The sequence below is a fragment of the Salinisphaera aquimarina genome, from assembly GCF_042643355.1.
GTDB lineage: Bacteria > Pseudomonadota > Gammaproteobacteria > Nevskiales > Salinisphaeraceae > Salinisphaera > Salinisphaera aquimarina.
This window is the reverse complement of record NZ_JBHRSS010000008.1, coordinates 454,160-480,274: the sequence shown is the minus strand read 5'-3', so window position 1 is coordinate 480,274 and position 26,115 is coordinate 454,160. Positions and strand designations below refer to the sequence as shown.

The following is a 26,115-nucleotide window of genomic DNA, read 5'->3' as shown; positions in this document are numbered from 1 at the left end:
GTAATCGCTATCTCGCGATTATCAGCGTCAAGTATCCGCGAATTACACTTTAAATTAGATGCCGAGCTAGCATGGCTATTTCGACTCCCATGACCTATCGCGCTGACATAGATGGATTACGCGGTGTTGCGGTGCTAGCCGTAGTCTTATTCCATTCGGGATTCGATTGCTTTTCAGGCGGATATGTAGGCGTCGATGTCTTCTTTGTTATAAGCGGCTATCTGATCACCGGTGTTGTTGCGACCGAAGTCGACGCTGGCACTTTTAGTTTTGCGAGCTTTTACAGGCGCAGAGTAGCGCGATTATTTCCGGCATTGATTGTTACACTGATCGCCGTTTTGGTTTTCGGGTTCTTTTTCTACAGTGCGGATGGGTTCGATTATTTGGGAAAAAGCGTATTTTTTTCGTCCTTTGGGGCGGCGAATTTACTTTACGCACAAGGGGTTGATTACTTTGCTCAAGATGAGTCGGTTCGCCCGCTTATACACTTATGGTCTCTTGGTGTAGAAGAGCAATTTTATCTGTTGTGGCCATTATTGCTGGTTGTCTCAGCACAGTGGGCATACCGCTGGCGGCTCTGTGCGACGTTAGTCATATTAGTGGCGTCACTATTGTGGGCGATCTCGAACTACGCATTGTCGCCAACAGAAACTTATTTCCTTCCGCAATTCAGGGCGTTTGAGCTGCTTATAGGTGCCGCAGTAGCTCTAATAGTTAATAAGGGCTATGCCGGAAATATGCTCGAAAGATCGCTCGTGCGGAATGTGGTCTCTTCTATAGGGGTCGGATTAGTTATATTTCCAATGTTTGTGCTAAGCCGGGATTCTGTTTTTCCTGGAGTTAACGCGCTCTGGCCTTGCTTTGGTGCGGCGTCCCTGATTATGACATCTGAGCGAAGCATGATCGCGAGAATGTTGGGTTGGCGGCCTTTGGTTTTGATTGGGCTCATTTCTTATCCCTTATATCTCTATCATGAGCCGGTAATATCTGCTCTTAAGTACTTTGACGAGGAGATAAATAGTTACGTCCTGCTTGTGTCAACCTTGTTGATTTCGGCTCCCGCGTCATGGGTTACTTACAAGTATCTAGAGCAGCCGATTCGTGAAGGTGTTCGAAGCCGGGGTCAGCGTCGTAGAGTTTTGCTTGTGGCTCTTGTCAGCGGACTTCTAGTGAGTGCCATTTGTGGTGCGGTGGTTGCGAAGACCAATGGTCTTGCAGACCGGTTTAAGGTTTTGAACCAATTTGCCTATGAGGTGACGCAGCAGGGGAACTCGGAGTTTTCACACATTTTTAAACGGGGAATTGATGTGCGAGCCGGCGCCGATTCTGAGGTACTGTTTTTCGGTGACTCCGTTCTCCAGCAGTACGTTATACCGATTTCAAAAGCGCTCGGCGTTCCCTTGGGCCGGGTCGATACGATCACGCGTGGCGGGTGCGTTCTATTAAAGGGCGCGGAATTTCGAGATAAATTTTCAGATATTTCTTGCGATTCGTTAAGAAAAGAGCTATTTTCACAAAAAAAACATTATCGATACGTTGTTTTCTCTCAGGCTTGGGCGTTGTACGATGGCCAAGTGACGAACATGCGGGAGCCTAGCGAAGATAGTCCTTTATATAAATGGTTGCCGTTTATAAAAGCGACGATTGACGAATTTCGGAGGCAAGGTAGTAAAGTTATTATTATTGGCGCGCATCCTGAGATACAGGGGACTAAACGTCTCGCACCGCAATTATTTTTGACCCGCTCCGATTATCGTAATGGCTTGGCTACGCTTCGGTTGGCCAACGACAAATACTTAAAAGCGAGCCTGCCGTTCTTCACGGAGATTGCTTCTACGGAAGGAGTCTGTGCGCTTAATCCAATTGAGATTTGGGGTGAGCCTGAGCCAACGATTCACAATGGTCAATGGTCCTTTTTCAAGGACCGTCATCATTTGACTAGGTCTGGAGCCCAGTATTTGACTAATTCTCTTAGCCACATGAAGTTTTGCGATTTCTCTGAAAAATAAAATTTTAACTGAACCTCGCATAGATGCGTTGATGCCATGACATAAGCGCATGGTTAGCTTCGTTGCAGCCCGCTATTTGGTTTCCGCTGGATATTTAGACTCAGAGCTAGAACTATATGACTATCCAGGTTGAGCAGGCGATATACATTGTTTCAGCGGGTGCGCTGTTAAGCTACTTGCTCTACGCAAAGCGAAAGATGGACGTGTTTCTTATCGGTGGAGTCTCGGCGATTTTGTTTTCGCTGCCACTTGCGGTTGGAACGCTCCCAGGCTCGGCGGGGCTGCCGGATCGAGTGGTCCAGCCAACGCTTTATATTTCTTTTGTTTTCTTAATCCTAGCTATTTTCGTGGCTGCGCTTTGTTGGGATTCTTCGGGCCGAGCGACAACGAAAAATTCGCGTGAAGTCGCCAGGCGCTCATTTGCCGAACGAAGACTGATGAGTGGGCTGCTAGCGCTTATATGGTTTTTTGTCTTCAGTATATTGCTGTACAAAAATGGTAGTGGACTTTTGTTTGGTGAGTCTAAGCGGGAGATCGTCGACTCCGCGACGTGGATGCATAGTGCATTCATATCCATCACATCACTTGTCAGCGTATGGTGGTTCTTTTTCTCTGGGCTGCGAGGGAAAGCGTTTGCTGTCGGCATTTTGCTTGTAAGTCTAATTATCGGTCATCGATCCTCTATCGCGCTTGCCGGCGTCTCCTTGATGTTGCTTTATGGCAAGTCATGGCCGGAGATTTCTTTGGTGCGCAGATTTCCGCTTTTCGCCCCGGTTGGCCTCGTTGCCGCCATTTTCTCGGTGGCGCTGCTGAAGCCCCTTTACGCTTCGTTCAAGGCTGGAGGTATCGCTTCAATCGGTGATCTTTTTACGAGCTATGGTTTAATCCAATTGGCACAAAAGGGGTCAGAGTTTCTAGGTACGCAATATATATTCAACGAGATTGTGCTGAAGAACTTTACTACGACCGGGGGGCATATATTTCGCGGGCCCCTTAGCGTATTGCCCATTCCTAGGACTTTGTACACTACGCCGAGCAGCGAGTTTAATGACCTCTTTCAATCTGCGCTGTTTCCGGGACGTGCGTCAGGCATGGCTTATAACTCTATCGGTGAGTTCTATGCCGGAGCGGGGTTGCTTGGCGTATTCTTTTTTGTGGTTGTGATGGGCGTTTCGCTGATTACGTTGGCCGCGTTAATGCAGAGAAGTCGGTGGAATTTAACGCCTGTTATCGCGGTAGTTGCGGCTCTGGTTGCGTTTTATTCGTATCGCAATTCCGTGGCGGTAACTGCCGGGTTTATTCGTAATATCGTTTGGCCCTATTTGATGATTTGGCTATTAGCGAAGAGTTTCAGCGGAGCGGGCCGGTCGCAGAAAGTGGATAAATATGGTTAGCGTGAGACCTAAGGTGCTACATATAATTAGCAGCCTTGCGGTAGGCGGCGCAGAGCAGGCCCTGTATAGGGTATTGAAAGGCGGGTTGGCGACTTCTTTTGATAACAGGGTTGTCTCGTTAAAGAGCCATGGGGCATTCAGCGAGAAGATTCGGGAAGTCGGTGTTCAGGTAGATGCTCTCGGTGCGGGTCACCCGATTGCTAGTTTTTTTGCTATAAAAGACCTTTACGATATCGTGCAAGAATTTTCTCCAGATATTATTCAAGGCTGGATGTATCACGGAAATTTTGTTGCTCGAATAGCGTGGCGAATGACCCGCGATCAATCGCATCTGGTATGGAACGTACGGCACAGTCTTTATGATTTGGCGGACGAGAAATTGTTTACGCGACAGGTGATCCGTGCAAATCGATATTGGTCGCCTGAGGTTTCCACAATTATCTATAATTCTCGGTTATCCAATGTCCAGCACGAAAAATTTGGATTTCGTCCTGAATCTGGGGTTGTTATTCCTAATGGGTTCGACATGTCTGTGCATTTTTCTTCCGCTGCAAATAACTTTAATGTTCGAGATGAGCTGTCGATTCCCCACTCGGCTCTAGTTGTTGGTCACGTCGGTCGATATCATCCCGTTAAAAACCATGAGGGATTTCTTCGAGCTGTCGCTGAGATCATTGGCGACAGGAAAGACGTGCACGTGATCCTCGCGGGGCGAGGTGTTGATTCGGGCAACGATAAATTAGTGAATTTGCTACCGAAGGCGGTTCGTGACCGTGTCTATTTCTTAGGAGAAAGAAGCGATGTTCCACGGTTGATGTGCGCGATGGATTTGCTTTGCGTGAGTTCATTTTCCGAAGCTTTTCCTAATGTGCTTGCTGAGGCGATGGCAACCGGTATTCCCTGCGTTTCAACAAACGTCGGTGATAGTGCGATTATTATTGGTGACGAGGGACTTTTGGCCAAAGCGAACGATTCGTCGGATTTTCTAAATTGTTTGCAATCGATGCTGGCCATGACAGGGAGTGATCGCAGGGCGATGGGTCAGCGGGCGCGATGTCGAATAGAAAAATTTTATTCGCTGGGGGGCGTCGTCGAGAAGTACACGGGTCTGTATTTAAGTCTTCTTGCCCAGGAGGTGCGTAAAGCTTGACCCGTTGGCGCCGAGTTGCTTTCAGTTTGCTGAATTATCTGCCAATGTTATTAGCGCCTAACTAGCACCGTAATTGTAGACTACGCTTTTTATATTTTTCTTCGATAGGGTTGGGCAGAACTATGATATTCCCAAACAAGTGGCCAAGTGTTGTCAGTAGCTGGCCGCCGTGTATTGGAGAAATCGTGTCCGGCCGGGACCCAATTGCTCCGGAATTGGAGTATTCCGTATTTTTCACTTCGCTATGGGAGAGGCCATAGTGTCACGCAAAAGTATCGCGGGATACGGCAAGGGTGACTGCGTGATTCGGTCTGCTAATGAGCCCTGTATCGTTTTCGTCGCGAATAGGGGTTACGCATTAACTAGTTCACGTGCTTCGCTTATAAAGCATTTCATCGACTCAGGATGGAGTGTCGTCATAGCGACATCTGAGGATAAGGAGAGTCTAGCTCTGGTGGACGCTGGTGTTCGCATTGAGCGTGTGCTGTTCAATCGGGGTGGGGCATCAGTGGCCGCGGATGTAATTGCGTATAGGCGACTGCTCAAAATTTACAGCGAATGGCAACCATGCGTGGTGCATCATTTTAATGCTAAGCCGGTGATTCTTGGCTCGCTAGCAGCCCGGCGGGCGCTCGGCAGCAGTGTTGTCGTACTTAACACCATCACGGGCCTTGGTCATGCGTTCGTGCGCGGTGGATTTGTGGCCCGGTTGGCAGGGGCGGGATACGGCCTCGCGCTTCCCCGTGCGGATGCAACGATTTTTCAGAACCGAGACGACCGAGCCTTGTTTCTTAAGCGCGGGTGGTTGTCAGAAAGCAATTGTCGGCTGGTCGTAGGATCCGGGGTCGACATGGGGCGGTTTGTGTTACCTATGCCACAGCCTGCAGCAAATAGATTGACGGTAATAATGCTGGGCCGCCTCATTTGGCAAAAGGGTGTACATGAATTCGCTTCAGTGGCGCGAAGTATGTGCCAGCGGTATCCGCAGGTGCGGTTTGTCTGGGCGGGAGAAATAGATCCGGGACATCCGGATGCGGTGCCGCAGAGTTGGCTGGATGAACAAACGGCGTTCGAGTATGTCGGGCGCGTCTCAGACGTTCCGGATCGGCTGCAAAATGCGTATCTTATGTTGTTCCCATCGTATAGAGAGGGTGTGCCGCGCGCAGTTATGGAGGCCGCCGCTAGCGGCGTGCCCGTTGTTGCCTTTGACGTGCCTGGTGTGCGTGAGGCGGTCCGCCATGAAGAAACCGGCTTGCTGGTGCCTGACCGAGGTGTGGATGCGCTGACGGAGGCGGTGGAGCGCTTGCTGGCCGATAAACCGCTTCGTGAACGCATGGGCGCCGCAGCACGACGTCTCGCGGAAGCCGAATTCGATATTCGTTCTATCCAGGCGCAGCATCTCGCTTTGTATCGGGAGCTCGGCGTGGATATTGCTGCAGAATAGGTTTTGATGCGTTACCAACCTCTGATCATCATCGGCGCGCCGCGTTCCGGCACCAACATGCTGCGCGATGTGTTGACCGCGCTTGACGGCGTGTCGACATGGCCCTGCGACGAAATCAATTACATCTGGCGCCACCGCAACGTGCGTTATCCCTCGGACGCTTTGCCCGTGGAGCGTGCTACACCGGCAGTGCGGGCGTATGTCGCGCGGCGGTTCGACTGGGTAGCGCGGCGCCACGATGCTGAGGTGGTCGTGGAAAAGACGTGTGCCAACTCGCTACGCGTTCCATTCGTGGATGCGGTGATGCCGCAGGCGCGGTACCTGTTCATCCGCCGGGACGGTGTCGACGCCGTGGGGTCGGCCATGAGCCGCTGGAAGGCGTCGCTGGATATTGGTTATCTAGCCGAGAAGGCACGCTTTGTGCCCGCGATGGATTTGCCTTACTACGGTGGGCGGTATATCTGGAGCCGGTTGTATCGCCTGTTCTCCAGCGAGCAGCGCGTCGCCTTCTGGGGGCCGCGGCTGGACGATATGGAGGCGTTGCAGCGCGAGTATTCGCTGGCAGAGGTCTGCGCCATCCAATGGCAGCGCTGCGTGGATTCGGCTGCAGCGGCTTTTGCCGGGATGCCGGAACAGCGTTGGCTGGAGATCGGCTACGAGGACTTCGTACGGCATCCCGAACAGGCACTCGAGCGTATTCTGGGCTTTCTGGACCGGGACGTCCCGAAAGAGCGCCAGCGCGCGGTTGTCGAGAACGTGCGGAGCACGAGCATCGGCAAAGGGCGTGCAGCGCTCGACGACGCCACTATCCGCCAGCTCGAAACGCTTGTCGGTGACACGCAGCGCCGCTATGGCTATCTCTGAGGCCGTGACCGGATCAGGAGACACGCCGACTGGCGGCCTGTCGCGGACGCAGGCTGTCGGCAAGCGCGGATTCGATATGGTTGTGGCTGCCTTGGGGCTGACGTTGACGTTCTGGCTCATCGGCGCGGCATGGTTGGCCGCGACGCTGGACAGTGGCGCCAACGGTTTTTTCACCCAGCAGCGGGTAGGGCGCGGCGGACGGCGTTTCACGGTGGTCAAGTTGCGTACGATGCGGCCCACGCCGGAACGGGGCACCACGATCACCCGGGCCGGAGATCCGCGCATCACGCGCGTCGGGCGTTTCCTGCGCCGGACGAAGCTCGACGAGCTGCCTCAGCTCTGGAACGTGCTCAAGGGCGACATGAGCTTTGTCGGCCCACGGCCGGATGTGCCGGGATATGCCGACAAGCTGAAAGGCGACGAAAAGTTGCTGCTGAGTGTGCGCCCGGGCATCACCGGACCCGCAACGCTGGCCTACCGAGACGAGGAAGCGATCCTCGCCGAGCAGGACTGCCCGGAGCGCTACAATGACGAGATCATTTACCCGGACAAGGTTCGGATCAATCTTGAATATATCCGTAACTGGCGCTTTCGTGACGACTTGCGCTACATCTGGCAAACCCTTTTTGACTGAGTGCACGCATGCTTGATGGCCCTTTTGCCCCTTGGCCAGATTTCAGTGAGGAAGAAGCCGACGCCGCCCGAAGTGTGCTTTTATCGGGTCGCGTTAGCTATTGGACGGGCCAAGAGGGTCGCGCTTTCGAGCGGGAGTTCGCTGCGTTTTCCGGGACACGACATGCCATCGCTGTGGCGAATGGGACTGTGGCTCTGGATTTGGCGTTGATAGGGCTTGGTATAGGCCCCGGCGACGAAGTGGTGGTTACTCCACGAACTTTTATAGCGTCAATCTCGGCGGTGGTGACGGCGGGTGCTATTCCGGTTTTCGCAGACGTAGACCGCGACAGTCAGAATATTACAGCCGATACCGTTGCCGCCGCTGTGACGTCCCGAACAAAGGCCATCATCTGCGTGCATCTGGCCGGCTGGCCTTGTGATATGGACGCCATCAACGTCTTGGCCCAGAAACACGGGCTTTATGTCATCGAAGACTGCGCCCAAGCTCACGGCGGGACGTGGCGCGGGCGATCGGTCGGCGGGTTGGGTCACGTCGGCTGTTGGTCGTTTTGCCAGGATAAAATCATGACGACCGGTGGCGAAGGCGGCATGGTGACAACAAGCGATAGTGCCCTGTGGAAACGCATGTGGGCCTATAAAGACCACGGTAAGAGTTGGGACGCGGTGTACGCGCGCGAACATCCTCCGGGGTTTCGGTGGCTGCATGAGTCATTCGGCACGAATTGGCGATTGACCGAAATGCAATCAGCTATTGGGCGCATACAGTTGCAGCGGATGCCTGAATGGCACGAGTCGCGCGAGGCGAATGCGCGCTGTATCTGGCAAGCAGCTGCGGAGTGTTCCGCCTTGCGTGTCCCTCATGTGCCCAACGAAGTAGGGCACGCTGCTTATAAGTGCTATGTGTTCGTCAGGCCGGAGGCATTGGCCGAGGGATGGGACCGGGATCGTGTGCTCAACGCGATCGTGGATCGGGGAGTTCCCTGTTTCTCTGGATCCTGTTCCGAGGTCTATCGAGAGAGAGCATTCGACCAAACCGGCTGGCGCCCAGAAACGGCTTTGGCCAATGCTCGGGAATTGGGGGAGACGAGTCTCATGTTCCTGGTGCACCCGACTCTGAGTGATGAAAATATCCGTCACACCTGTGATGCGATTAAAGCCGTGATGCGGGAAGCTTCGTTAAAAGAGACGGTTTAAGATCGATAGGCGTGTCTGTGGGCCATGATCCGCGTCTGTGAACACGACTTGAGTGCATTGATAAAGCATGGCTCAGGTTATTCTCTAGCCTTGTGATCTATCCTGTAGTTTTTCGAGCAGATTCCCATAAACGTTCAACAGCGTTAGAATGCATTGACCTTGAGGAGGGGCTTGGCGGAGGCGTTCGCGTGTCGTTCGAACCGGGGGCTAGCCATATGTTGGGCGCCAATTGAAGAAATTACGAGAACAACTGATCGCGTTACCCAGGCCCGTCAAGCGGCTGCTGATGGCTGTGACGGATGCGTTGAATATTATTGCTGCGGCTTGTGTCGCAATCTTGCTGCATTCGACTTCGTTGCCTTCGATCATCGACCCGTGGTGGCAACTGCCCCTGGTGCTTTTGCTCACGCAGATTTGTGCGGTACGCATCGGATTATACAGCGCTGTTATTCGCTATATCGCGATCCGGGCGGCATACAACATTGCCAAGGTGGCGCTGCTGGTTGTGGGCTTGTTGCTGCTTGGTGGCCTGTTTGTATCCGCGCCGCTTTTCCAGCCGCTCGTGGTCGTTAACTTCGGGTTCCTGTTGGCATTGGCCCTGGGCGCCGGGCGTTTGACCGCGCGCCATTTCCTGGGCACCGGGTCGGATCGCGATGCGGAACGGCTGGTGATCTTTGGCGCGGGTGATGCAGGTGTGCAGGTTGCGCAGAGCCTTGCGCCGGATCGGCGCCGTCGCGTTCTCGGGTTCGTCGACGACAAGCCGGGCCTGGCGGGTGCCATGGTGGCGGACTTCCCCGTGTTTACCACGGACGAGTTGCCTGGGCTCATCGAGTCGAGGCGAATTGCCAGCGTCTTGTTGGCCGTGCCGTCGGCGTCGCGACGTCGTAAAAAGGAACTGATCGACTGGCTCGAGCCTTTCCCGGTTACGGTGAAGACCGTGCCCGCTCTCCACGAGATTCTGTCTGGCAAGGCACGGATCAGCGATATTCGCGATATCGAAATCGAGGATCTGCTGGGGCGGGATCCGGTCGCGCCGGATAAGGCGCTTTTATCGAAGTCCATAACCGGGCGCACCGTGATGGTGACCGGCGCGGGCGGTTCGATTGGCAGCGAGCTGTGCCGACAGATTGCGTGCCTCGAGCCGGAGCATCTGGTTCTGTTCGAGGTCAATGAATCCTCGCTGTTTCACATAGAACGCGAAATTCGCAGCGCCGCGGGCGCTAATTCGGAGATGCGCGTCACTGCGATTCTTGGAAGCGTGCTGGATGCCGAACTGGTTTCCATGGCTGTTCGGCGTTTTCACGTCCAGACGCTTTACCATGCGGCCGCCTACAAGCACGTGCCGCTGGTCGAGCAGAATGTGGGCGCGGGGTTGCGTAATAATGTTCTGGGTACGCGGAGAGTAGCGGAAGCGGCCGCGGCGGCCGGCGTGGAGAGATTCATCCTGATCTCGACGGACAAGGCGGTACGACCGACCAACGTGATGGGGGCGACCAAACGCGCATCGGAGCTGGTGATTCAGGCGATGGCGGCCAAGGCGGCGTTGGCGGGTGAGTCGGGCTGTATATTTTCCATGGTTCGATTCGGCAACGTGCTCGGGTCGTCCGGTTCGGTGGTGCCGCATTTTCGCCAACAGATCGGCGATGGTGGTCCCATCACGGTGACCCATCCGGACATTACGCGGTTCTTCATGACTATCCCCGAAGCTTCGCAGTTGGTCATCCAGGCCGGTGCGATGGCGCGGGGCGGGGAAGTGTTCGTGCTCGATATGGGCGAGCCGATCCGCATCCTCGATCTGGCCAAGCGAATGATTCATCTTGCTGGCTTCACGCATCGCGATGAACATAATCCGGACGGCGACATCGAGATTGTGTTCACTGGGCTTCGGCCCGGGGAAAAGCTCTATGAGGAGCTGCTGATCTGTGAATCCTCGCTGTGCACCGAACATTCCAAGATCGGTTGTGCGCAGGAATCCTATCTGCCGTGGGATGAACTGGTACCGTTGCTCAAGCAGATGGACGCTGCCGCCACAAGCCAGCGCCGCGGGCGCGTGAAGCAGTTATTGCAACGGGTCGTATCGGAGTACAGTCCGGCGGCGGACGATCACGATGCGATCAGCAACGCCGACGAGTCCGAAGCATTTGTGCCGGATGAGCACGTTCGGCCGAACGTGGTTTCGCTTCAGTAGGGGCAGTCCTCGGCGATACTGGTATCGCTATTCAAACACATAACAGATGTGCGGCCGGGTATAACCCGGTTCGCCGTCCCGTGATTTTCGACAATCGATTCGAGAGGCAGAACAGTGGTGAACGACGATACCCGCGTTGCGGTAATGGGGCTGGGCTATGTTGGCTTGCCACTGGCTGTGGCATTCGGCGGACTTAGAGAAACGCTTGGCTTCGATATCAACGAGCGGCGTATCGAGGAATTGAATGCCGGGCACGATTTCACCCGCGAGGTCTCGCCCGAGGAGTTGACTGCCGCGTCGCATCTGCGGTTCTCGTCGGATACGTCGCAGCTCGAGGCTTGCAACGTATATGTCGTCGCCGTGCCGACGCCGGTGACGGAATCGCGGGTGCCGGATTTCGGCCCCGTCATTGCGGCAACCAGGACGCTGGCCCCGCACCTGCGAGCCGGCGATATCGTTGTCTACGAATCCACGGTCTATCCGGGTGCCACGGAAGAAGTGTGCCGGCCGCTGCTGGAGGAGATCTCGGGTCTGCGCTTCAACGAGGATTTCTATCTGGGTTATAGCCCGGAGCGCGCCAACCCTGGCGACAAGGAACACCGGCTGGCGACCATTACCAAGGTGGTGGCCGGGTCGACCATTGAAATCGGCGACTTCCTGGCCGAACTGTACGGCGAGATCGTGCCTGCGGGTATTCACCGCGCCTCGAGCATCAAGGTGGCCGAGGCGGCCAAGGTGATCGAGAACATCCAGCGCGATATCAATGTCGCGCTGGTCAACGAGCTGTCGAAGATATTCTCGCGCCTGCATATCGATACTGAAGAGGTGCTGCAGGCGGCGGGCACGAAATGGAACTTCTTGCCGTTTCGCCCCGGCCTGGTCGGCGGCCATTGCATCGGCGTGGACCCTTACTATCTCACCTACAAGGCACAGTCCGTGGGATATCACCCTGAAATGATTCTGGCCGGGCGCCGTATCAACGATGGCATGGGCCGGTATATCACCCACGAACTGGTTCTTCTGATGCTGCAGCGGCGCCTGCAGGTCAACGGTGCGCGGGTGCTGTTGATGGGCGTCACGTTCAAGGAGAACTGCCCCGATATTCGTAATACGCGTGTCGTCGATATTGCGCGTGAGCTGATGACCATGGATGTCGAAGTCGATATTTATGATCCGTGGGCCGATGCTGAAGAGGTCGAACGGGAATACGGCCTGCCGCTGGTGGAAACGCCGGAGCAGGGTGCCTACGACGCGGCAATCATCGCGGTCGGGCACCGGGAGTTCCAGCAGGCGGGCATCGCCGCTATTCGGGCGTACTGCAAGCCCGAGCACGTGGTTTACGATGTCAAATACGCGTTCCCGGCGTCGGATACCGACGGTCGGCTGTAAGGATCGATATGAAGGTACTTGTCACGGGCGCGGCCGGTTTTATCGGGTCGCACGTCGCTCATCTGTTGCTGGACCGCGGAGAAACGGTGGTCGGGGTCGACAATCTCGACCCCTACTACGATGTATCGCTCAAGGAGGCGCGGCTCGCGCGCTTGACCGAGCGTGACGGATTTACCTCGGTATACATGAACATCGCCGACCGCGAGGCGATGCCGGCGCTGTTCGAGCGTGAGCGCTTCGATGGCGTGGTTCATCTGGCGGCCCAGGCCGGTGTGCGTCACTCGCTGACCCATCCGCACGACTATATCGACAGCAACGTGACCGGCACGCTCAACGTGCTGGAAGGCTGTCGTCATAACAGGGTTGGCCATCTGGTCTATGCGTCCACCAGTTCGGCGTATGGCTTGTCGACCGACATGCCGTTTTCGCCGCAGGGCACGGCAGATCATCCGGCCGCGATCTACGCGGCCTCCAAGCGCGCTACCGAGTTGATGGCGCATTCCTATTCGCATCTTTACGGACTGCCCACGACCGGCCTGCGGTTTTTTACCGTGTACGGGCCGTGGGGTCGGCCCGACATGGCGCTGTTCCTGTTTACGAAGAAGATGCTCGCCGGCGAGCCGATCCCGGTGTTCAACCACGGCAAGCACCGGCGTGATTTCACCTATGTGGACGATATCGCCGAAGGCGTGGTCCGTATTCTCTACAAGCCGGCCGAGCCCGACCCGGCATGGTCGAGCGATGCCCCGACCCTGGGGACGAGCTGTGCGCCGTGGCGCATATACAACATCGGTAACGGCAAGCCCGTGCCGTTGATGGACTATATTTCGCGGCTCGAGGAATGCCTGGGCATAGAAGCCGAGAAAGAGTTCCTGCCGATGCAGGCGGGCGACATCGAGGCCACCAGCGCCGATGTGACGGGCCTGTTCGATGCGGTCGGTTATCGCCCCGAAGTCACCGTGCACGACGGCGTGAAAAATTTCGTTGACTGGTATCGCGGGTATTACGACGTCTGACGCTGAGTGTGCGCCGTCAGCGGCGCTGATGGCTGCCGCGACAGTGGACGCGAACAGGCTGAGCTTGTGACCCCGAGGTCGGCTTGGCGCGTAGCGCGTAAGCCGATGCTTGGCCTGCCGGCTCCGTGGCTCGCCGGTCGGATTACGGTGCAAGCACTCGATCAGGCCTACGGCGCTGCCACTTGGGCCACCGGCGCGGATATATCCGCAGCCGGCCGCTAACGCCGCCCGCTGGGAATTGCGGGCCTTAGAGACCGTGCCGAAACAGTGACAATAAATGTCGTATTGCGCCGCGCATGGGGCGTGGCGTGTCCTACAGCGTCAGTTGGTGCGCGCGAAATCCCGATTATGGCGAGCTTCAACGCAAAATTTCGTTATTAAAACAAGCGGCTGAATATTTATAATGAGTTTGGCTCGCAACGTGTTAAATTATCCGTCACTAGGGAAAATAAGACCAACGACGTTGCCGAAAACTCGTGCTTTTCGGGTTTCAGGGGATTCGGAATGACGCAGACTTCAGGCGCTCGCGTGCTGGTCACGGGAGGCGCCGGCTTTATCGGCTCGCATACCGTCGAGGCACTGCTGGCCGACGGTGCGCAGGTGCGAGTGCTGGATAATCTCTCGTCGGGCAAGGAATCCAATCTGCCACTGGGCGAGACCAGCCTGGAATTGATCGAAGGTGACATCACCGACCGGCGTGTTGTCGAAGTCGCCATGCGCGACGTGACCCATTGCCTGCACCTGGCGGCTCAGGTGTCGGTGATTCGGTCGGTCGAGGATCCGGTTCATTCGGCCAGCCAGAATATCCTGGGGCCGGTGACGTTGCTGCAGGCAGCCAAAGAGCAGGGCCTCGAGAAATTCGTCTATGCCTCTTCCGCCGCGGTCTATGGGGATCCGGAGTCGTTGCCGCTTGCGGAAACGGCGCGATTGGCTCCGCTGTCGCCCTACGGTCTGGAAAAACAGGTCGACGAGCAATACGCCGCGCTTTTTGCGTCGCTGCATGGTGTGAAATCGCTCGGGATGCGTTATTTCAACGTCTATGGTCCACGTCAGGATCCGGCATCACCGTATGCCGGGGTGATCTCGAAATTCGTCGATCTGCTATCGAAGAACGAGGCGCCGACGGTGTTCGGTGACGGCGGCCAGACGCGCGATTTCGTTTATGTGAAAGACGTGGCCCGCGCCAATGTGGCCGCGTTGTTCAGCGATCACGTCGGCGTATGCAATGTGGCTACCGGCGCGACCATCAATCTGCTCGAGTTGCTGGATACGTTGCGCGATGTGCTGGACAGCGACGCGCAGGCGAAGCATGTGGACGGACGCTCGGACGATATTCGACACTCCTGTGGCGATGCATCGCGGTTGAAGTCATGGCTCGGTTTCGAGCCGGAATGGACGCTGGCCGCCGGCCTGCAGGCTCTCGCGGCGGCGTCCCGCTAGCATGTTCCAGGCGATATACGACCGCGCGACTTGTGTGCTGATCCTCCCGTTGCTTTTCTTCCGGTGCCTGAGTGTTCTCGCGCTGGCGATTTGCCTCGGCGCTCTCGTGACGATGCCCGCGCACGCCGCGGGTGATCCGCAGCCGAGCGTTTCGTTCTACTACGGCAACGACGTGCCCGTGCATATGCTGGCGCAGTTCGACTGGGCGGTCGTCGAAGCGGAACACATGACCCCCGGTCAACGCGACACGCTTGAGCAATACGGCACCACCGCCTTTGCTTATGTCAGCCTGGGCGAGGCCGAGCACTGGCGGGGCGATGACGCCCAGGTGCCGGCGGCGGCGTTGAAGGCCTGCAACGACAACTGGAACAGTCAGGCGGCCGATCTGACCAGCGCCGAGTGGGGCGACTACCTCATAAACCAGCGTATTCGACCGCTCTGGAAGCAGGGCTATCGCGCGCTGTTCCTGGATACGCTCGACAGCTACCGCCTGTTTGCCAAGGATGATGCGTCCGCGGCCGTCCAGCAGCAGGCGCTGGTGCGGCTCATCAAGCGGATTCGCAGCGAATTTCCGGGTATCAAGCTGCTGCTCAACCGCGGCTTCGAAGTGCTCGACCAGGTCCAGGACGATATCGTCGGCGTGGCCGCCGAGTCACTGTACAAGTCGTGGGATCCGGCCAGCCAGATCTATCGCGATGTCACGGCGCAGGACAGCGATTACCTGCTCAAGCAGTTGCTGCGGGTCCGCAACACGTTTCATCTGCCGGCGATCGCGATCGACTACGTCGCCCCGGCCGATCGTGATCAGGCGCGTGCGACGGCCCGAAAGATCGCCAACGCCGGTTTCGTGCCCTGGGTGACCGACGGTGCGCTCGATCAGGTCGGCGTGGGGTCGATCGAACCGATGCCGCGCAAAGTGCTGGTGCTCTACGACAAGTCTGCGGCCGACCACGGCGAGCTGGCGTTTTCCAACGCCCATCTCTACGCGGCGGTACCGCTCGAATATCTGGGTTACGGCGCGGTGTACCGCGATGTGAACTCGTCGCTGCCGACCGACACGCTCGCCGGCCGTTACGCCGGCATCGTGACCTGGTTTCAGTCGCGTCTGACCCAGACCAACGAATATCGCCAGTGGTTGGCGCGGCAGATGAACGACGGCGTGCGTGTCGCGATTTTCGGTGAGCCCGGATTTTCTGTGTCCGGAACGCTCGCCCAACGCATGGGCGTGCAGGTGGTGCCGTCGATCAAGGACGACGGCCTGGCCGTGATCGGTCATGACGACGTAATCGGTTTCGAAGGCATGCCGGGCCGGCCGCCGATCAACGAAAGCGGCTACAAGGTGGTGGGTGACAATGCCGTCGCGCATCTGACCATGAAAGACGGTGCCGGTACCCAGTTCGTGCCGGTGTTCACCGGCGACTGGGGCGGTGTGGCGCTGTCGCCGTGGGTGCTGCAACAGGCTGTCGCCGAACAGGCGCGCTGGGTCGTCGATCCGTTCCGGTTTCTTCAGCAGGCACTCGATCTGCCGCAGATGCCGGTGCCGGATGCGACCACCGAGAACGGCTCGCGTTACTGGATGAACGAGATCGACGGCGATGCCTTCGTCAACCGCGCCGATTTCCCGGGCAGTCCGTATACCGGCGAAGTCATGCTCAAGGAGATTCTGCGTCGTTACCGGGTGCCCACGACCGTGTCGGTCATCGAAGGCGAACTCGCACCCGACGGCCTGTATCCGAAACTCACCCGCACCCTGGAGCCGATAGCGCGCGAGATATTCCGGCTGCCCTGGGTGGAGATCGGTACGCATACCTATAGCCACCCGTTCGACTGGCTCAGCCTCAAGGAAGGCGAACTTGCCGGCCAGGGCAAAACAGCGGCGGGCTTCAATTTCAACCTGCCGATCAAGAACTATCGTTATTCGCTGGAGAAGGAAGTCGCCGGGTCGACCGAATACATCAACGAAAATCTCGCCCCGCCGGGCAAGAAGGTCAAGATCATTCTCTGGAGCGGCGATTCGCTGCCGCCCGAAAAAGCGCTCGCGATCGCCGACCGAATCGGGCTGGCCAATCTCAACGGCGGCGACACCCACGTAACCCGGGACAACCCGTCCCTGACGGAGGTGTCGCCGATGCTGCGTCCGATCGGCGCGCAGGTGCAGGTGTTTTCGCCGCAGATCAACGAAAACGTCTACACCAACGACATGACCGGACCCTACTGGGGTTTCCGGCGCGTGATCGAGACCTACAAGATCACCGACAGCCCGCGGCGGCTCAAGCCGATCGACATCTATTACCATTTCTATTCCGCGGGCCGGCCGGCCTCGCTGAACGCGCTCAAGGAAGTCTACGACTACGTGGGCACGCAGCAGACGCTGCCGCTGTATACCAGCACCTACAGTGGCATTGCACGTAACTGGTACGACGCCGGCGTGGCACGAACGCTCGATGGCGACTGGCAGATTACGGGTGCAACGCAGATGCGTACGCTGCGTCTGCCGGCGGCGATGGGCTGGCCGGATATGAACGCGTCGCGCGACGTGGTGGGCGTGCGCGATCAGTCCCAGGGACGGTATGTGGCGCTCTCCGGTGCGCCGCGCGCCACGCTTGTGTTGCAGCAGCGCCAGCCGACCACGCCGTATCTTCGGCGCGCGAACGGGCGGGTCACCGAGTGGCAGCAGAGCGGACGTTCGGTGCAGCTGCGGTTGCAATCCGAAGCGGTGCCGCTGCAGATGGAACTCGGTGGCACGAGCGGCTGCAGCGTGCGCGCACCCGGTGCGGCGCGCAGCGGCGGTGGGGATGCGGTGACGCTGCGCTACCAGGGCACGGATTCCGGTTCGGTGAGTATCGACTGTGGCTGACAACAAAGCCGAGGCAAAGCGGCACAAGCCGCAACAACGCAGCCGCCTCGTGCGGCCACTGACGCTGCTGATCATCACCGGCGTTCTGGTTATCGCACTCATTCTGCTTTTCCCCGCGCGCCGATTCGCGTCGCTGAGCCAGAAGCCGCAGAGCAAGGAAGATCCGAGCAGCATCTCGATCACGTATCTGCAGGCGCTGCTCAAGGCCAAGCCCGAGGACCAGGAACTGCGTCTGAATCTCGCCGAGCAGCAGCTCAAGGCGGGGCAGGTGGCGGCCGCCAACCGTACCCTGGAACCGTTGCCGGACAGCGAGAACGCCGATATTCGATGGCTGCGCTTCGAGGCGGCCTGGCAGGCTTATAACAACGCGCCCGAAGACGGCCCGGCCCGCGCCGAGCGGCGCGACGAGCTGGAATCGCGCATGCGCGCAATCGGGGGTGTCGAGGCGGAGGAAGAGGAAGAAGAGTCGACCGAACGGCCGGTCATTTCCAGCGAACGACTCAAGATACTGGCCGAGCGTTGGCTGCAACTGGGTGAGCCTGCGCGTGCTGCGACCGACTACGAACGTCTGGCTGCGCAGGATAGAGATCACGCCTACTCGTGGTATGCACTGGCCGGCCGCTGGTGGCTGGCGGCCGACAAGCCACAGCGCAGTGCCCAGGCATGGCGGGCGGCCTTCGAGAACACCGACGATGCCAAGCGGCGCCGGGACGCGGCCCTGTCCGCGCTCGACGCGGCACGCCAGCAGAATCAGGGCGGCGCTCTGGCGCTGGCCGGCGAATTCATCGAAGCCTATCCGGACGATCCGACATTTCTGGATATCGGCATCGAGCTGGCGCTGGCCGATAACCGAATGGAACGCGCCCAGCACTGGTCGAAACAATACTTGGCGCTGCGCCCCGATGACGACGCGGGGCTCGAACGCGATACCCGTATCGCGCTGGCCATGAACCGGCTCGGAGAAGCGCTTACCGGGCTTGAGCAATTGGTCGAACGCAATCCGGACAACCGCGAGCTGCGCGCCAAGCTCGCTCAGGTACAGATATGGGCCGGCCAGCCGCAGGCGGCGCTGGCCAACTACGAGCGCCTAGCGCGCGGGGCCTCGAGCGACGAATACGACAATCAGATCATCGATCTGGCGGCCGACCTGCACGATACCAATGCGGTGCTCGATGCCCTGAACCGGATTCGCCAGCGGCATCCGCTCGACGCGAGCCAGCAGACGCTGTTGGTGGATATCCTCAACAGCGAGGGCGATCCGGACCGTGCGATCGCGGTGATCGGCAGCTGGGTGCGCGGCGGCTCGGCCGATCGCGATCTGTGGGTGCGTATGGCCACGCTGCAGGAACTGACCGGCGATACCGAAGGGTCGCTTGCGTCCTGGACCGATATCGCCTCGCGCTACGGGCGCAGCGTGGAGGAGACCCAGGCCCGTGGGCGCCTGCTCGCGCGCCAATGGCGGATGGAAGACGCGCTTGCGGTCATGCGGTCGTTGCCGAACAAGCCGGGCACCGACAGGGAAAGCGACGTGTTCTACTGGAGCACGATGGGTGAACTGGCCTGGAATCTGAACGATCCCGCCGCCACGCGCGATGCCTATTACCCGCTGTACGAGGCCGGCAAGCTCGACGACAACGGTTATCTGCGGCTGGCGCAGACCGCCGTGGAAACCGGTCGCATGGACATGGCGATGGAGGTCGCACGCCGCGACTGGCGCGAGAATCGCCACGTCGACATGATCATCCAGATGCTGGGTGCGGCCCAACGCGAGAACCGGCCCGACCTGTCGGAGGCATTGCTCGCCATGGCGGCCACTCGGCCGTCGCTGTTCGCCGATTCCGCGGATTACTGGCAGCTCTACGGCGACTATCATTTCGCCCAGCGAGATCTGGACGAGGCACGCATCGCGTATCTGCGCGCGCTGGCGATCGCGCCGGGCGATGTCGGCAATCGTTCCGCGCTGATGTATACCCTGGCCGAGAGCGGTCGCCTGGACGAACTGCGGCGCTACGTGAAGGCGTGGCGGGGCGATGCATGGCGGGACCCGCGGCAGTGGCAGGTGTTCGCCATGGCCTACAGCCGCCTCGGCGACACCCGCCGCGCGTTGCCGTGGTTCGACCGTGCCGTGCACGCCGATCCGGACAATTATCTGCTGGTTCTCGACTATGCCGACGCGCTCGAGCGCGGTCGCCGTTTCGACTCGGCGCGACGCATGCGCCGGTACGCGGTCGTGGAACTGCGCCCGCGTTTGATGCGCGATCTCAACGCCAAGGGCCTGCTGACCCGCGAACAGCGGGACCAGGACGCACGCATTCTCGGCGTTCAGGCCGCCATGCTCGGCCCTGACGCCAACCGCGGCTGGCTGCGTACGGCACTGGACGGCCGGCGTGATCGCGCGCTGACCGGGCCCGACGTCGAGATGCTGTTCGGCTATTACCTGAGTCTCGAACAGCCTGCGTACGCGCGCTATTGGCTGCTCCAGTCCCAGCGCCGTCGCCTGGCCACGGAAGACTGGCAGGAGATGGCGGTTGCGTTGCAGAGCAATGATCAGGTGGCGATGCAGCGCCTGCTCGAAGGCTCGCGCCCGGGCGGGGATATCGGCATTGCGGATCGCATCAGCGCGCTGCGCCAGCTCGACCTGCGCGCACGCGCGCTTACCCTGGCGCTCGATCACGAGCGTCCCGATGAGCCATACGTGACCGGTATCGACGTCGTGCCACGCTACGCCGCCGAGCTGTATCAGGAGATGCCGCAGTACTACGGCAGCCAGCTGCTGGTGCGGCGTATCAGCGATCTGGATATCACCGGCGAGAGCGTGTTCTTCCGCCTCAGCGGCGAGAAGCTCTCGACGCGGGTGGAACTGGGTGCGCGGCAGTTCTCGGACCAGGGCATCGACGTCGATCTGGACGGGCTCGACAATGAACGCTTCGCCAATATCGAACTCAACTGGCGCGAGCGCCGTGGCGTGAGCACGGTCCGGGTCGGCACCGTGTCGACCGACGACAAGGACCTGTTGCAGCTCGGGCTCGGCCAGAGCTGGCAGATCACCGACCATGTGGCGGGCTCCGTATTCGCCAACTACAACACGCTGGCCGACGAAACCGGCCAGCTGCGTATTCTCGGCGTGCGCGATGAACTGGGCACGACGCTCGAGTGGGTGCTCAACCCGCGCGACAGTGTGTCCCTGGCGGCGACCTATTCGCGGTTCTATTCGCGCGAGGATCGCAATTTCCTCGGCGACGGCTATCAGCTTGAGGGCACCGTGGCCCATTCCCTGATGGTCGGGCCCACGCATCAGATCCAGGTGCGTGTGTTTGCCAACACCGAGCAGAATTTCCTCGAGGACGATCTGCCGGCGGATATGGCAGCGCGCCTGCCTGCGGGCACCAATCTCAACGATGTGGTGCCGGCGAAATACAGCTTCATCGGCGCGGGCCTGTCGTTCGCGCGCGGTATCCCCGGCGAGGAGTATCCGGTCGTCGCCTCGCCGCGGTACCGCCTCGACCTGGATACCGGTTACGTGCTCCCGGACAACCAGATCGGCGTGAGCGCCAATTTCGCGATCGGCAGCCGGCTGTTCGGCAGTGACGAGATCAGCCTCAATTTCGGTGTCGACCAGAGCGGTAGCGACAGCCGCCAGAATTCCTATACCGGCCTGCTCAAGTACCAGTACTTCCTGGGTCGCTGATTGCAGCCGATAGATACCACAACGACAACGAAACCGATCAATACAATCCATCGCAGGCAGGGAGAACCCCAGATCATGAAACGCACAACACTCGTCGCAGGCATCTTTGCGATTTTTATTGTCATGCTGTCCGGCTGTGCCGTGACGGATGTTCATCGTGGCGATCAGCTGGCCGCGTCCGCGCGCTGGGCACAGCTGCCGATCGCCAACTACGCCGAATCACCGCAGGCGGGCGAGCGCGCCGGGGCGATTCTGGCCACGCTGCTGCACCAGCGCGGTATTGCCCAGCTGACGCCGGCACCGCGCAGTGATTCGGGCGGTCTGCCGGAGTTCGATCAGCAGGCCGTGCTTCAGGACGCGCTCAACTGGGCGCGCGGGCAGGGCTATCAGTACGGCGTGACCGGCTCGGTCGAGGAATGGCAGTACAAGACCGGGCTCGACGGCGAACCGGCCGTGGGCATCAGTTTACGGGTGATCGATGTGAATACCGGTGCAACCGTGTGGAGCGCCTCCGGTGCCAAGGCCGGCTGGGGTTACAGCACGCTCAGCGGCACCGCGCAGCAGCTGATGAGCGATCTCGTCTCCGACATGCCGTTACAGCGCTAGTCGGCGAACGTCCGCGAACACGCGAAGGTTAGATATGGGAACCTCTGATTTAGTCAGACACGGATCGCGTTTGCGTCCCCAAAGGCGCAGATACAAGGCGCATGGCGCCGCGCCCGGGCCATTCCCGGGTCCAGCCATGCAACGCGGTAGCTGCGCCTTTGGGGCCAAACCGCTGCGCGGCCGGGCCTTTGCGCACGCCTGGATAGCGTCATTCGTCGTTTATGTGCAACAAGCACATCGCTCTTCTCATTCCTTGCCAGTCGCGCGCAAAGACTCCGGCGCGACCGCGTCTGACTAGATCAGAGGTTCCAATGGTCACCCAGATCGAAGAAGTCAATTACGAGGCGCCGCCGGTATGGATGAGCGTGCTCGAAAGCGTGGTCATCACCGCGCTGATACCGGCGATCGGCTGGCTGTTCAATCCGCAGGACCCGCTGTTCTACGACAGTCCCTTTGCGTGGTTGATTGCCGCGCCCTTGCTTGCCGGTCTGCGTTACGGGTTCATCTACGGCTTTGCCAGCGCGCTCGCCACGATCGCCTTCATGGCATTGGCGCCGCGCATGGGGTGGATCGATACCGCGCTGCCGGTGCAGTACGCCATCGGGCTGGTGCTGACAGGGATGGTCAGTGGCGAGTTCACCGATATCTGGCGTCGGCGTTTCACCCAGATGAAGATCATCAACGAGTACCAGGCCACGCGGCTGGCGGAATTCGTACGCAACTACCATGTGCTGCGGGTCTCCCATGATCAGCTGGCCGAACGGCTTGCGGCCAATCCGCACAACCTGCGCGATGCGCTGCTGGCGCTGGCCGAGCGCTTCCACGACGCGGACCCGGTGGAGGACGTGCTCACCCAGCATTCATCCGACTTGCTGAGTTTCATGGCGGCCGAGGGCCGCGTCGAACAGTGTGCTTTGTACCGCGTGGATGAAAAGCATTGCGTCGAACGTCAGCCCATCGACTTCATTGGCGGCCAGGCGCGGCATACCGATGTGGCCGGCCATCCGATGGTGCGTGCCTGTATCGAGCAGGGGTGCATGATCAGCCTCAAGAGCGAGATGGCCGAGGACAGCCCGCAGCAGACCAGCCATCCGATGCTCGCGGTGATTCCGCTCATCGACGTGAACGACCGGATCTGGGCCGTGGTCACGGTCACGGAAATGCCGTTCGTGGATTTCGAACGCGGCAACCTCCACCTGCTGGCGGTGCTGGGCGGCAATCTTGGCGATGTCATTGCCGAGGGCTACGAACGCGCGCCGACTGACCACGCGCTGGCGCGCTATCGCTTCGAGGAGCGGCTCAAGCGATGGGCCCGGTACGGCGCGCGCTATCGGCTGAGTTCTCTGCTCATGGCTTACGAGATTCCGGGCCGGATCCGGGGCATCAGCAACGAGGCACTGACCGACGTGGTCTATGAACAACTGCGCGCGCTGGATTTCGCCTGGACAACCGATGCCGGTGACGACACGCAGATCATCTACGTGCTCATGCCGCTGACGCCGGAGCGCGGCGCCGCGGCCTACCGCGAACGCATGTCGCGAATGCTCAACGAGCGCTTCGGCGTGGATGTGGCGAACAGCGGGCTGGTGTTTCATCAGCGTCATGTCACCGGCAAGCAGTCGGCGTCGGTATTGCTCGCGGATATCCGCCGGCAGGCCGAAAACCATGCGTCTGTTTAGCCTGATTCTGGTCCCGGTCGGGATCTTCATCGAACTCCTGGTCGTCTGGGCGTGTCTGGCCGGCTGGGCGGTGCCGCTGGGGCTGCTCACGCTGTTGCTCGGCCATCTGCTGGCGGTCGCGATTCTTGTCGCGGGTCTGTATCTGGCGCTGCCGTCGACCTACCGCGGCGCGAAGGCCGGTCCTTTGGCGTTTCTGGCCACGAGCGCGCTGTTCGTGCCTCTGCTCGGCCCGGTGGGGCTGGTTCTTGGCATGCTTCCCGGGCTGTACTTCGCCTATCACGAACAGCCCGAAGCCTGGGATTCACTGGAGATTCCGGAATTGCCGTTCCAGCCGGTGCAGGTCGACCCGAACGATGTCTTCATGCGCGACGGCCTGTCGTCCGTACTCCTGCATTTCGACGACCGCAACCGCCGCCAACAGGCGATCCTGGCCTGCCGGCATCTGCCGCGTCGTGAGGCGGTGCCGATTCTGCGCTCGGGCCTGGGCGACTCGGCCGACGAAGTGCGGCTGCTGGCCTACGCGATGATCAACTCGATCGAGCGCGATCTCGAAAACCAGCTCAACGTCGTGCGCGACACCATTGCCGCCAGCGGCGACCAGGACGGCGAACTGCACGAGGAACGCGCCCAGCTGTTCTGGGAATTCTCCTATCTGCAGCTCGCGCGCGGCAGCGTCGAGGAACTGATGCTGACCAAGGCGCTGACCGCTATCGACATGGCGAGCGATCGCCGCCCGACCGCGCAGCGCTGGTTGCTGCGCGCCCGTATCTGCATGGAACTCGATCGCCACGACGACACCCAGGACGCGCTCGAACGCGCCGAGCAGATGGGCCTCGAAGACGACGATTCCGCACCGCGCTGGGCAGAGCTCGCTTATCGGCGTGGCCGGTTCGACGAGGTCGCCCCCGCGCTCGAGCGCATGAGCCCGCGCGCCGGCGCCAATCCTGTCATGCGTCCGGTTCTGGAGTACTGGTTATGAAGAAGTGGCCGACCCTGAAAGCCGGCGACGAGCCGGCGGATGTAACCCTGCTGCTCGAAGGTACCTTCCCGATGGTCCGAGGCGGCGTCTCCGGCTGGGTGGACCAGTTGATACGCGGGCTGCCGCACCGGCGTTTCGCGCTCATCTTCATGGGCGGCAGCGAATCCGCGTACAAGGGCATTCTCTACGACCGGCCGGAAAACGTCGTGCATCTGGAATGCCATTACCTGATGGACGCCGGCGGGCGCGTGGATGAACCGCGCCAGTACGAAGGCAGCCACAAGGCCTTTGGCGCCAGCGATGCGCTGCACCGCTACTTCAAGAGTCCGGCGGATTCCGACCCCGGTAAACAGCTGTGCGACATCGCGCAGATGCTAGGTCGGGACGGCGGCCTGTCGCACGAGGATTTTCTCTACAGCCGCCAGGCCTGGGAGCAGATCGTCGACTACTACCGCAAGTACTGCACCGACCCGTCGTTCGTGGATTATTTCTGGTCGGTACGCAACATGCACTCGCCGCTGTTCATGCTCGCGCGTATCGCCCGTGCCATGCCGCCGACGCGTTGCCTTCATGCCATTTCGACCGGCTATGCGGGCTTTCTCGGCGCGCTCGCCCATCATATCCACGCGCTGCCGTTCATCGTGACCGAGCATGGCATCTATACCAAGGAACGCCAGATCGATCTCACCGAGGCCGAGTGGATCAAGACCTACAATGACGTGCTGACCCACGGCTTTCGCAGCGACGTGAGTTATATCCGCCGGCTGTGGATTCGGTTCTTCGACGGCATCGGCCGGCTGACTTATTCGGCGGCCAACCCGATCACCACGCTCTACGAAGGCAATCGCGAACGCCAGATCATCGACGGCGCGCGTGCCGAACGGACCCGCGTGATTCCCAACGGGATCGATATCGCGCGCTTCCGGCCGTTGCGCGAAACCACCTTCAACAATACCGCGCCCATCATCGCCCTGATCGGGCGGGTAACGCCGATCAAGGAAATCAAGACCTTCGTGCGGGCCATGCGTATCGTGGCCACTCACTTGCCGGGAGCGCAGGGCTGGATCGTCGGGCCGGAATCCGAGGATCCGGAATATGCCCAGGAGTGTCGTGATCTGGCCGAGCAGCTCGATCTGAACGGCACCGTCAAGTTCATGGGTTTTCAGCGTACCGAAGACGTCATGTCGCAGATTCGGCTGGCTACACTCACCTCGATCAGCGAAGCACAGCCCCTGGTGGCGCTGGAGGCAATGGCGTCGGGGCTGCCGGTGGTCTGTACCGACGTCGGTTCCTGCTATGAACTGGTTCACGGCCATCCCAAGGCGCATCTGACCAGTGCCACCACCGGTCCGGACATGGCCCACGCCGCCGGCCGCATCGTGCCGATCGCCGATCCGGGGGCCACCGCCGCCGCCATGCTCGATCTGCTGGTCAACCGCGCGGCCTGGGAGTCGGCTCGCGCGATCGGCATCGCCCGCGTCGACGCCCAGTATTCCGAGCGGCTGATGCTGGATCGCTACGAGCATCTTTACGAGGAAACGGCCGCGGCGCCCGGACGCACGCGGGCGGCGGGGGAATAGAC

The 26,115-nt window shown here is 59.6% G+C and carries 17 protein-coding genes; all 17 read left to right on the top strand.

Going from position 1 to position 26,115, the window contains the following annotated elements; all coding sequences use genetic code 11:
* Nucleotides 1-71 precede the first annotated feature (71 nt).
* The 17 genes from ACFOSU_RS17610 (at nt 72) to pelF (ending at nt 26,113) form a co-directional block, all read left to right on the top strand.
* A complete protein-coding gene (locus ACFOSU_RS17610; protein WP_380691230.1) occupies nt 72-2,009 on the top strand; it encodes an acyltransferase family protein in 1,938 nt (645 codons plus the stop codon).
* Between the two features lie 116 nt (nt 2,010-2,125).
* On the top strand, nt 2,126-3,403 hold the full coding sequence (locus ACFOSU_RS17605; RefSeq protein WP_380691229.1) for a hypothetical protein: 1,278 nt from the start codon (nt 2,126-2,128) through the stop codon (nt 3,401-3,403).
* 13 nt (nt 3,404-3,416) lie between these two features.
* Nucleotides 3,417-4,553 carry a glycosyltransferase gene (locus tag ACFOSU_RS17600; RefSeq protein ID WP_380691228.1) on the top strand — a complete coding sequence of 379 codons (1,137 nt, stop codon included), beginning with the start codon at nt 3,417-3,419 and terminating at the stop codon, nt 4,551-4,553.
* Between the two features lie 259 nt (nt 4,554-4,812).
* Nucleotides 4,813-5,997, top strand: coding sequence for a glycosyltransferase family 4 protein (locus tag ACFOSU_RS17595; protein WP_380691227.1), 1,185 nt, complete (start codon nt 4,813-4,815; stop codon nt 5,995-5,997).
* Nucleotides 5,998-6,003: 6 nt separating this feature from the next.
* Nucleotides 6,004-6,861, top strand: a complete 858-nt coding sequence (locus tag ACFOSU_RS17590; RefSeq protein ID WP_380691226.1) for a sulfotransferase family protein — start codon at nt 6,004-6,006, stop codon at nt 6,859-6,861.
* A complete protein-coding gene (locus ACFOSU_RS17585) occupies nt 6,848-7,495 on the top strand; it encodes a sugar transferase (protein ID WP_380691225.1) in 648 nt (215 codons plus the stop codon). Before ACFOSU_RS17590 ends, ACFOSU_RS17585 begins: the two co-directional genes overlap by 14 nt.
* 8 nt (nt 7,496-7,503) lie before the next feature.
* Nucleotides 7,504-8,691, top strand: coding sequence for a DegT/DnrJ/EryC1/StrS family aminotransferase (locus ACFOSU_RS17580; RefSeq protein WP_380691224.1), 1,188 nt, complete (start codon nt 7,504-7,506; stop codon nt 8,689-8,691).
* 229 nt (nt 8,692-8,920) lie between these two features.
* A complete protein-coding gene (locus ACFOSU_RS17575; RefSeq protein ID WP_380691223.1) occupies nt 8,921-10,879 on the top strand; it encodes a polysaccharide biosynthesis protein in 1,959 nt (652 codons plus the stop codon).
* A gap of 144 nt (nt 10,880-11,023) precedes the next feature.
* The gene (locus ACFOSU_RS17570; protein WP_380691378.1) at nt 11,024-12,268 is read left to right on the top strand and encodes a nucleotide sugar dehydrogenase; all 1,245 of its coding nucleotides are present in this window, start codon (nt 11,024-11,026) and stop codon (nt 12,266-12,268) included.
* Nucleotides 12,269-12,276: 8 nt separating this feature from the next.
* Nucleotides 12,277-13,284, top strand: a complete 1,008-nt coding sequence (locus ACFOSU_RS17565; RefSeq protein ID WP_380691222.1) for an NAD-dependent epimerase — start codon at nt 12,277-12,279, stop codon at nt 13,282-13,284.
* Nucleotides 13,285-13,788: 504 nt separating this feature from the next.
* The gene (locus ACFOSU_RS17560) at nt 13,789-14,724 is read left to right on the top strand and encodes an NAD-dependent epimerase/dehydratase family protein (RefSeq protein ID WP_380691221.1); all 936 of its coding nucleotides are present in this window, start codon (nt 13,789-13,791) and stop codon (nt 14,722-14,724) included.
* Between the two features lie 112 nt (nt 14,725-14,836).
* Nucleotides 14,837-17,581: a bifunctional glycoside hydrolase 114/ polysaccharide deacetylase family protein gene (locus tag ACFOSU_RS17555; RefSeq protein WP_380691377.1), complete on the top strand. Its 2,745-nt coding sequence runs from the start codon at nt 14,837-14,839 to the stop codon at nt 17,579-17,581.
* The gene (locus ACFOSU_RS17550) at nt 17,574-21,269 is read left to right on the top strand and encodes a tetratricopeptide repeat protein (protein WP_380691220.1); all 3,696 of its coding nucleotides are present in this window, start codon (nt 17,574-17,576) and stop codon (nt 21,267-21,269) included. The genes ACFOSU_RS17555 and ACFOSU_RS17550 overlap by 8 nt, the downstream gene beginning before the upstream one ends.
* 75 nt (nt 21,270-21,344) lie before the next feature.
* Nucleotides 21,345-21,875, top strand: a complete 531-nt coding sequence (locus ACFOSU_RS17545; RefSeq protein WP_380691219.1) for a hypothetical protein — start codon at nt 21,345-21,347, stop codon at nt 21,873-21,875.
* Nucleotides 21,876-22,186: 311 nt separating this feature from the next.
* Complete coding sequence (locus ACFOSU_RS17540; protein WP_380691218.1) at nt 22,187-23,554, top strand: PelD GGDEF domain-containing protein; 1,368 nt, start codon at nt 22,187-22,189, stop codon at nt 23,552-23,554.
* Entirely contained in the window at nt 23,541-24,533 is a 993-nt protein-coding gene (locus tag ACFOSU_RS17535; RefSeq protein ID WP_380691217.1) for a tetratricopeptide repeat protein, read from the top strand. Before ACFOSU_RS17540 ends, ACFOSU_RS17535 begins: the two co-directional genes overlap by 14 nt.
* On the top strand, nt 24,530-26,113 hold the full coding sequence (gene pelF / locus ACFOSU_RS17530) for a GT4 family glycosyltransferase PelF (protein WP_380691216.1): 1,584 nt from the start codon (nt 24,530-24,532) through the stop codon (nt 26,111-26,113). The genes ACFOSU_RS17535 and pelF overlap by 4 nt, the downstream gene beginning before the upstream one ends.
* Nucleotides 26,114-26,115: the final 2 nt, after the last annotated feature.

Excerpts from the sequence above, each read along its gene's own strand:
- ACFOSU_RS17610 (WP_380691230.1), top strand. The coding sequence starts at position 72 with ATGGCTATTTCGACTCCCATGACCTATCGCGCTGACATAGATGGATTA.
- ACFOSU_RS17605 (WP_380691229.1), top strand. The coding sequence starts at position 2,126 with ATGACTATCCAGGTTGAGCAGGCGATATACATTGTTTCAGCGGGTGCG.
- ACFOSU_RS17590 (WP_380691226.1), top strand. The coding sequence starts at position 6,004 with ATGCGTTACCAACCTCTGATCATCATCGGCGCGCCGCGTTCCGGCACC.
- ACFOSU_RS17585 (WP_380691225.1), top strand. The coding sequence starts at position 6,848 with ATGGCTATCTCTGAGGCCGTGACCGGATCAGGAGACACGCCGACTGGC.
- ACFOSU_RS17580 (WP_380691224.1), top strand. The coding sequence starts at position 7,504 with ATGCTTGATGGCCCTTTTGCCCCTTGGCCAGATTTCAGTGAGGAAGAA.
- ACFOSU_RS17570 (WP_380691378.1), top strand. The coding sequence starts at position 11,024 with ATGGGGCTGGGCTATGTTGGCTTGCCACTGGCTGTGGCATTCGGCGGA.
- ACFOSU_RS17565 (WP_380691222.1), top strand. The coding sequence starts at position 12,277 with ATGAAGGTACTTGTCACGGGCGCGGCCGGTTTTATCGGGTCGCACGTC.
- ACFOSU_RS17560 (WP_380691221.1), top strand. The coding sequence starts at position 13,789 with ATGACGCAGACTTCAGGCGCTCGCGTGCTGGTCACGGGAGGCGCCGGC.
- ACFOSU_RS17555 (WP_380691377.1), top strand. The coding sequence starts at position 14,837 with ATGCCCGCGCACGCCGCGGGTGATCCGCAGCCGAGCGTTTCGTTCTAC.
- ACFOSU_RS17545 (WP_380691219.1), top strand. The coding sequence starts at position 21,345 with ATGAAACGCACAACACTCGTCGCAGGCATCTTTGCGATTTTTATTGTC.
- ACFOSU_RS17540 (WP_380691218.1), top strand. The coding sequence starts at position 22,187 with ATGGTCACCCAGATCGAAGAAGTCAATTACGAGGCGCCGCCGGTATGG.
- ACFOSU_RS17535 (WP_380691217.1), top strand. The coding sequence starts at position 23,541 with ATGCGTCTGTTTAGCCTGATTCTGGTCCCGGTCGGGATCTTCATCGAA.
- pelF (WP_380691216.1), top strand. The coding sequence starts at position 24,530 with ATGAAGAAGTGGCCGACCCTGAAAGCCGGCGACGAGCCGGCGGATGTA.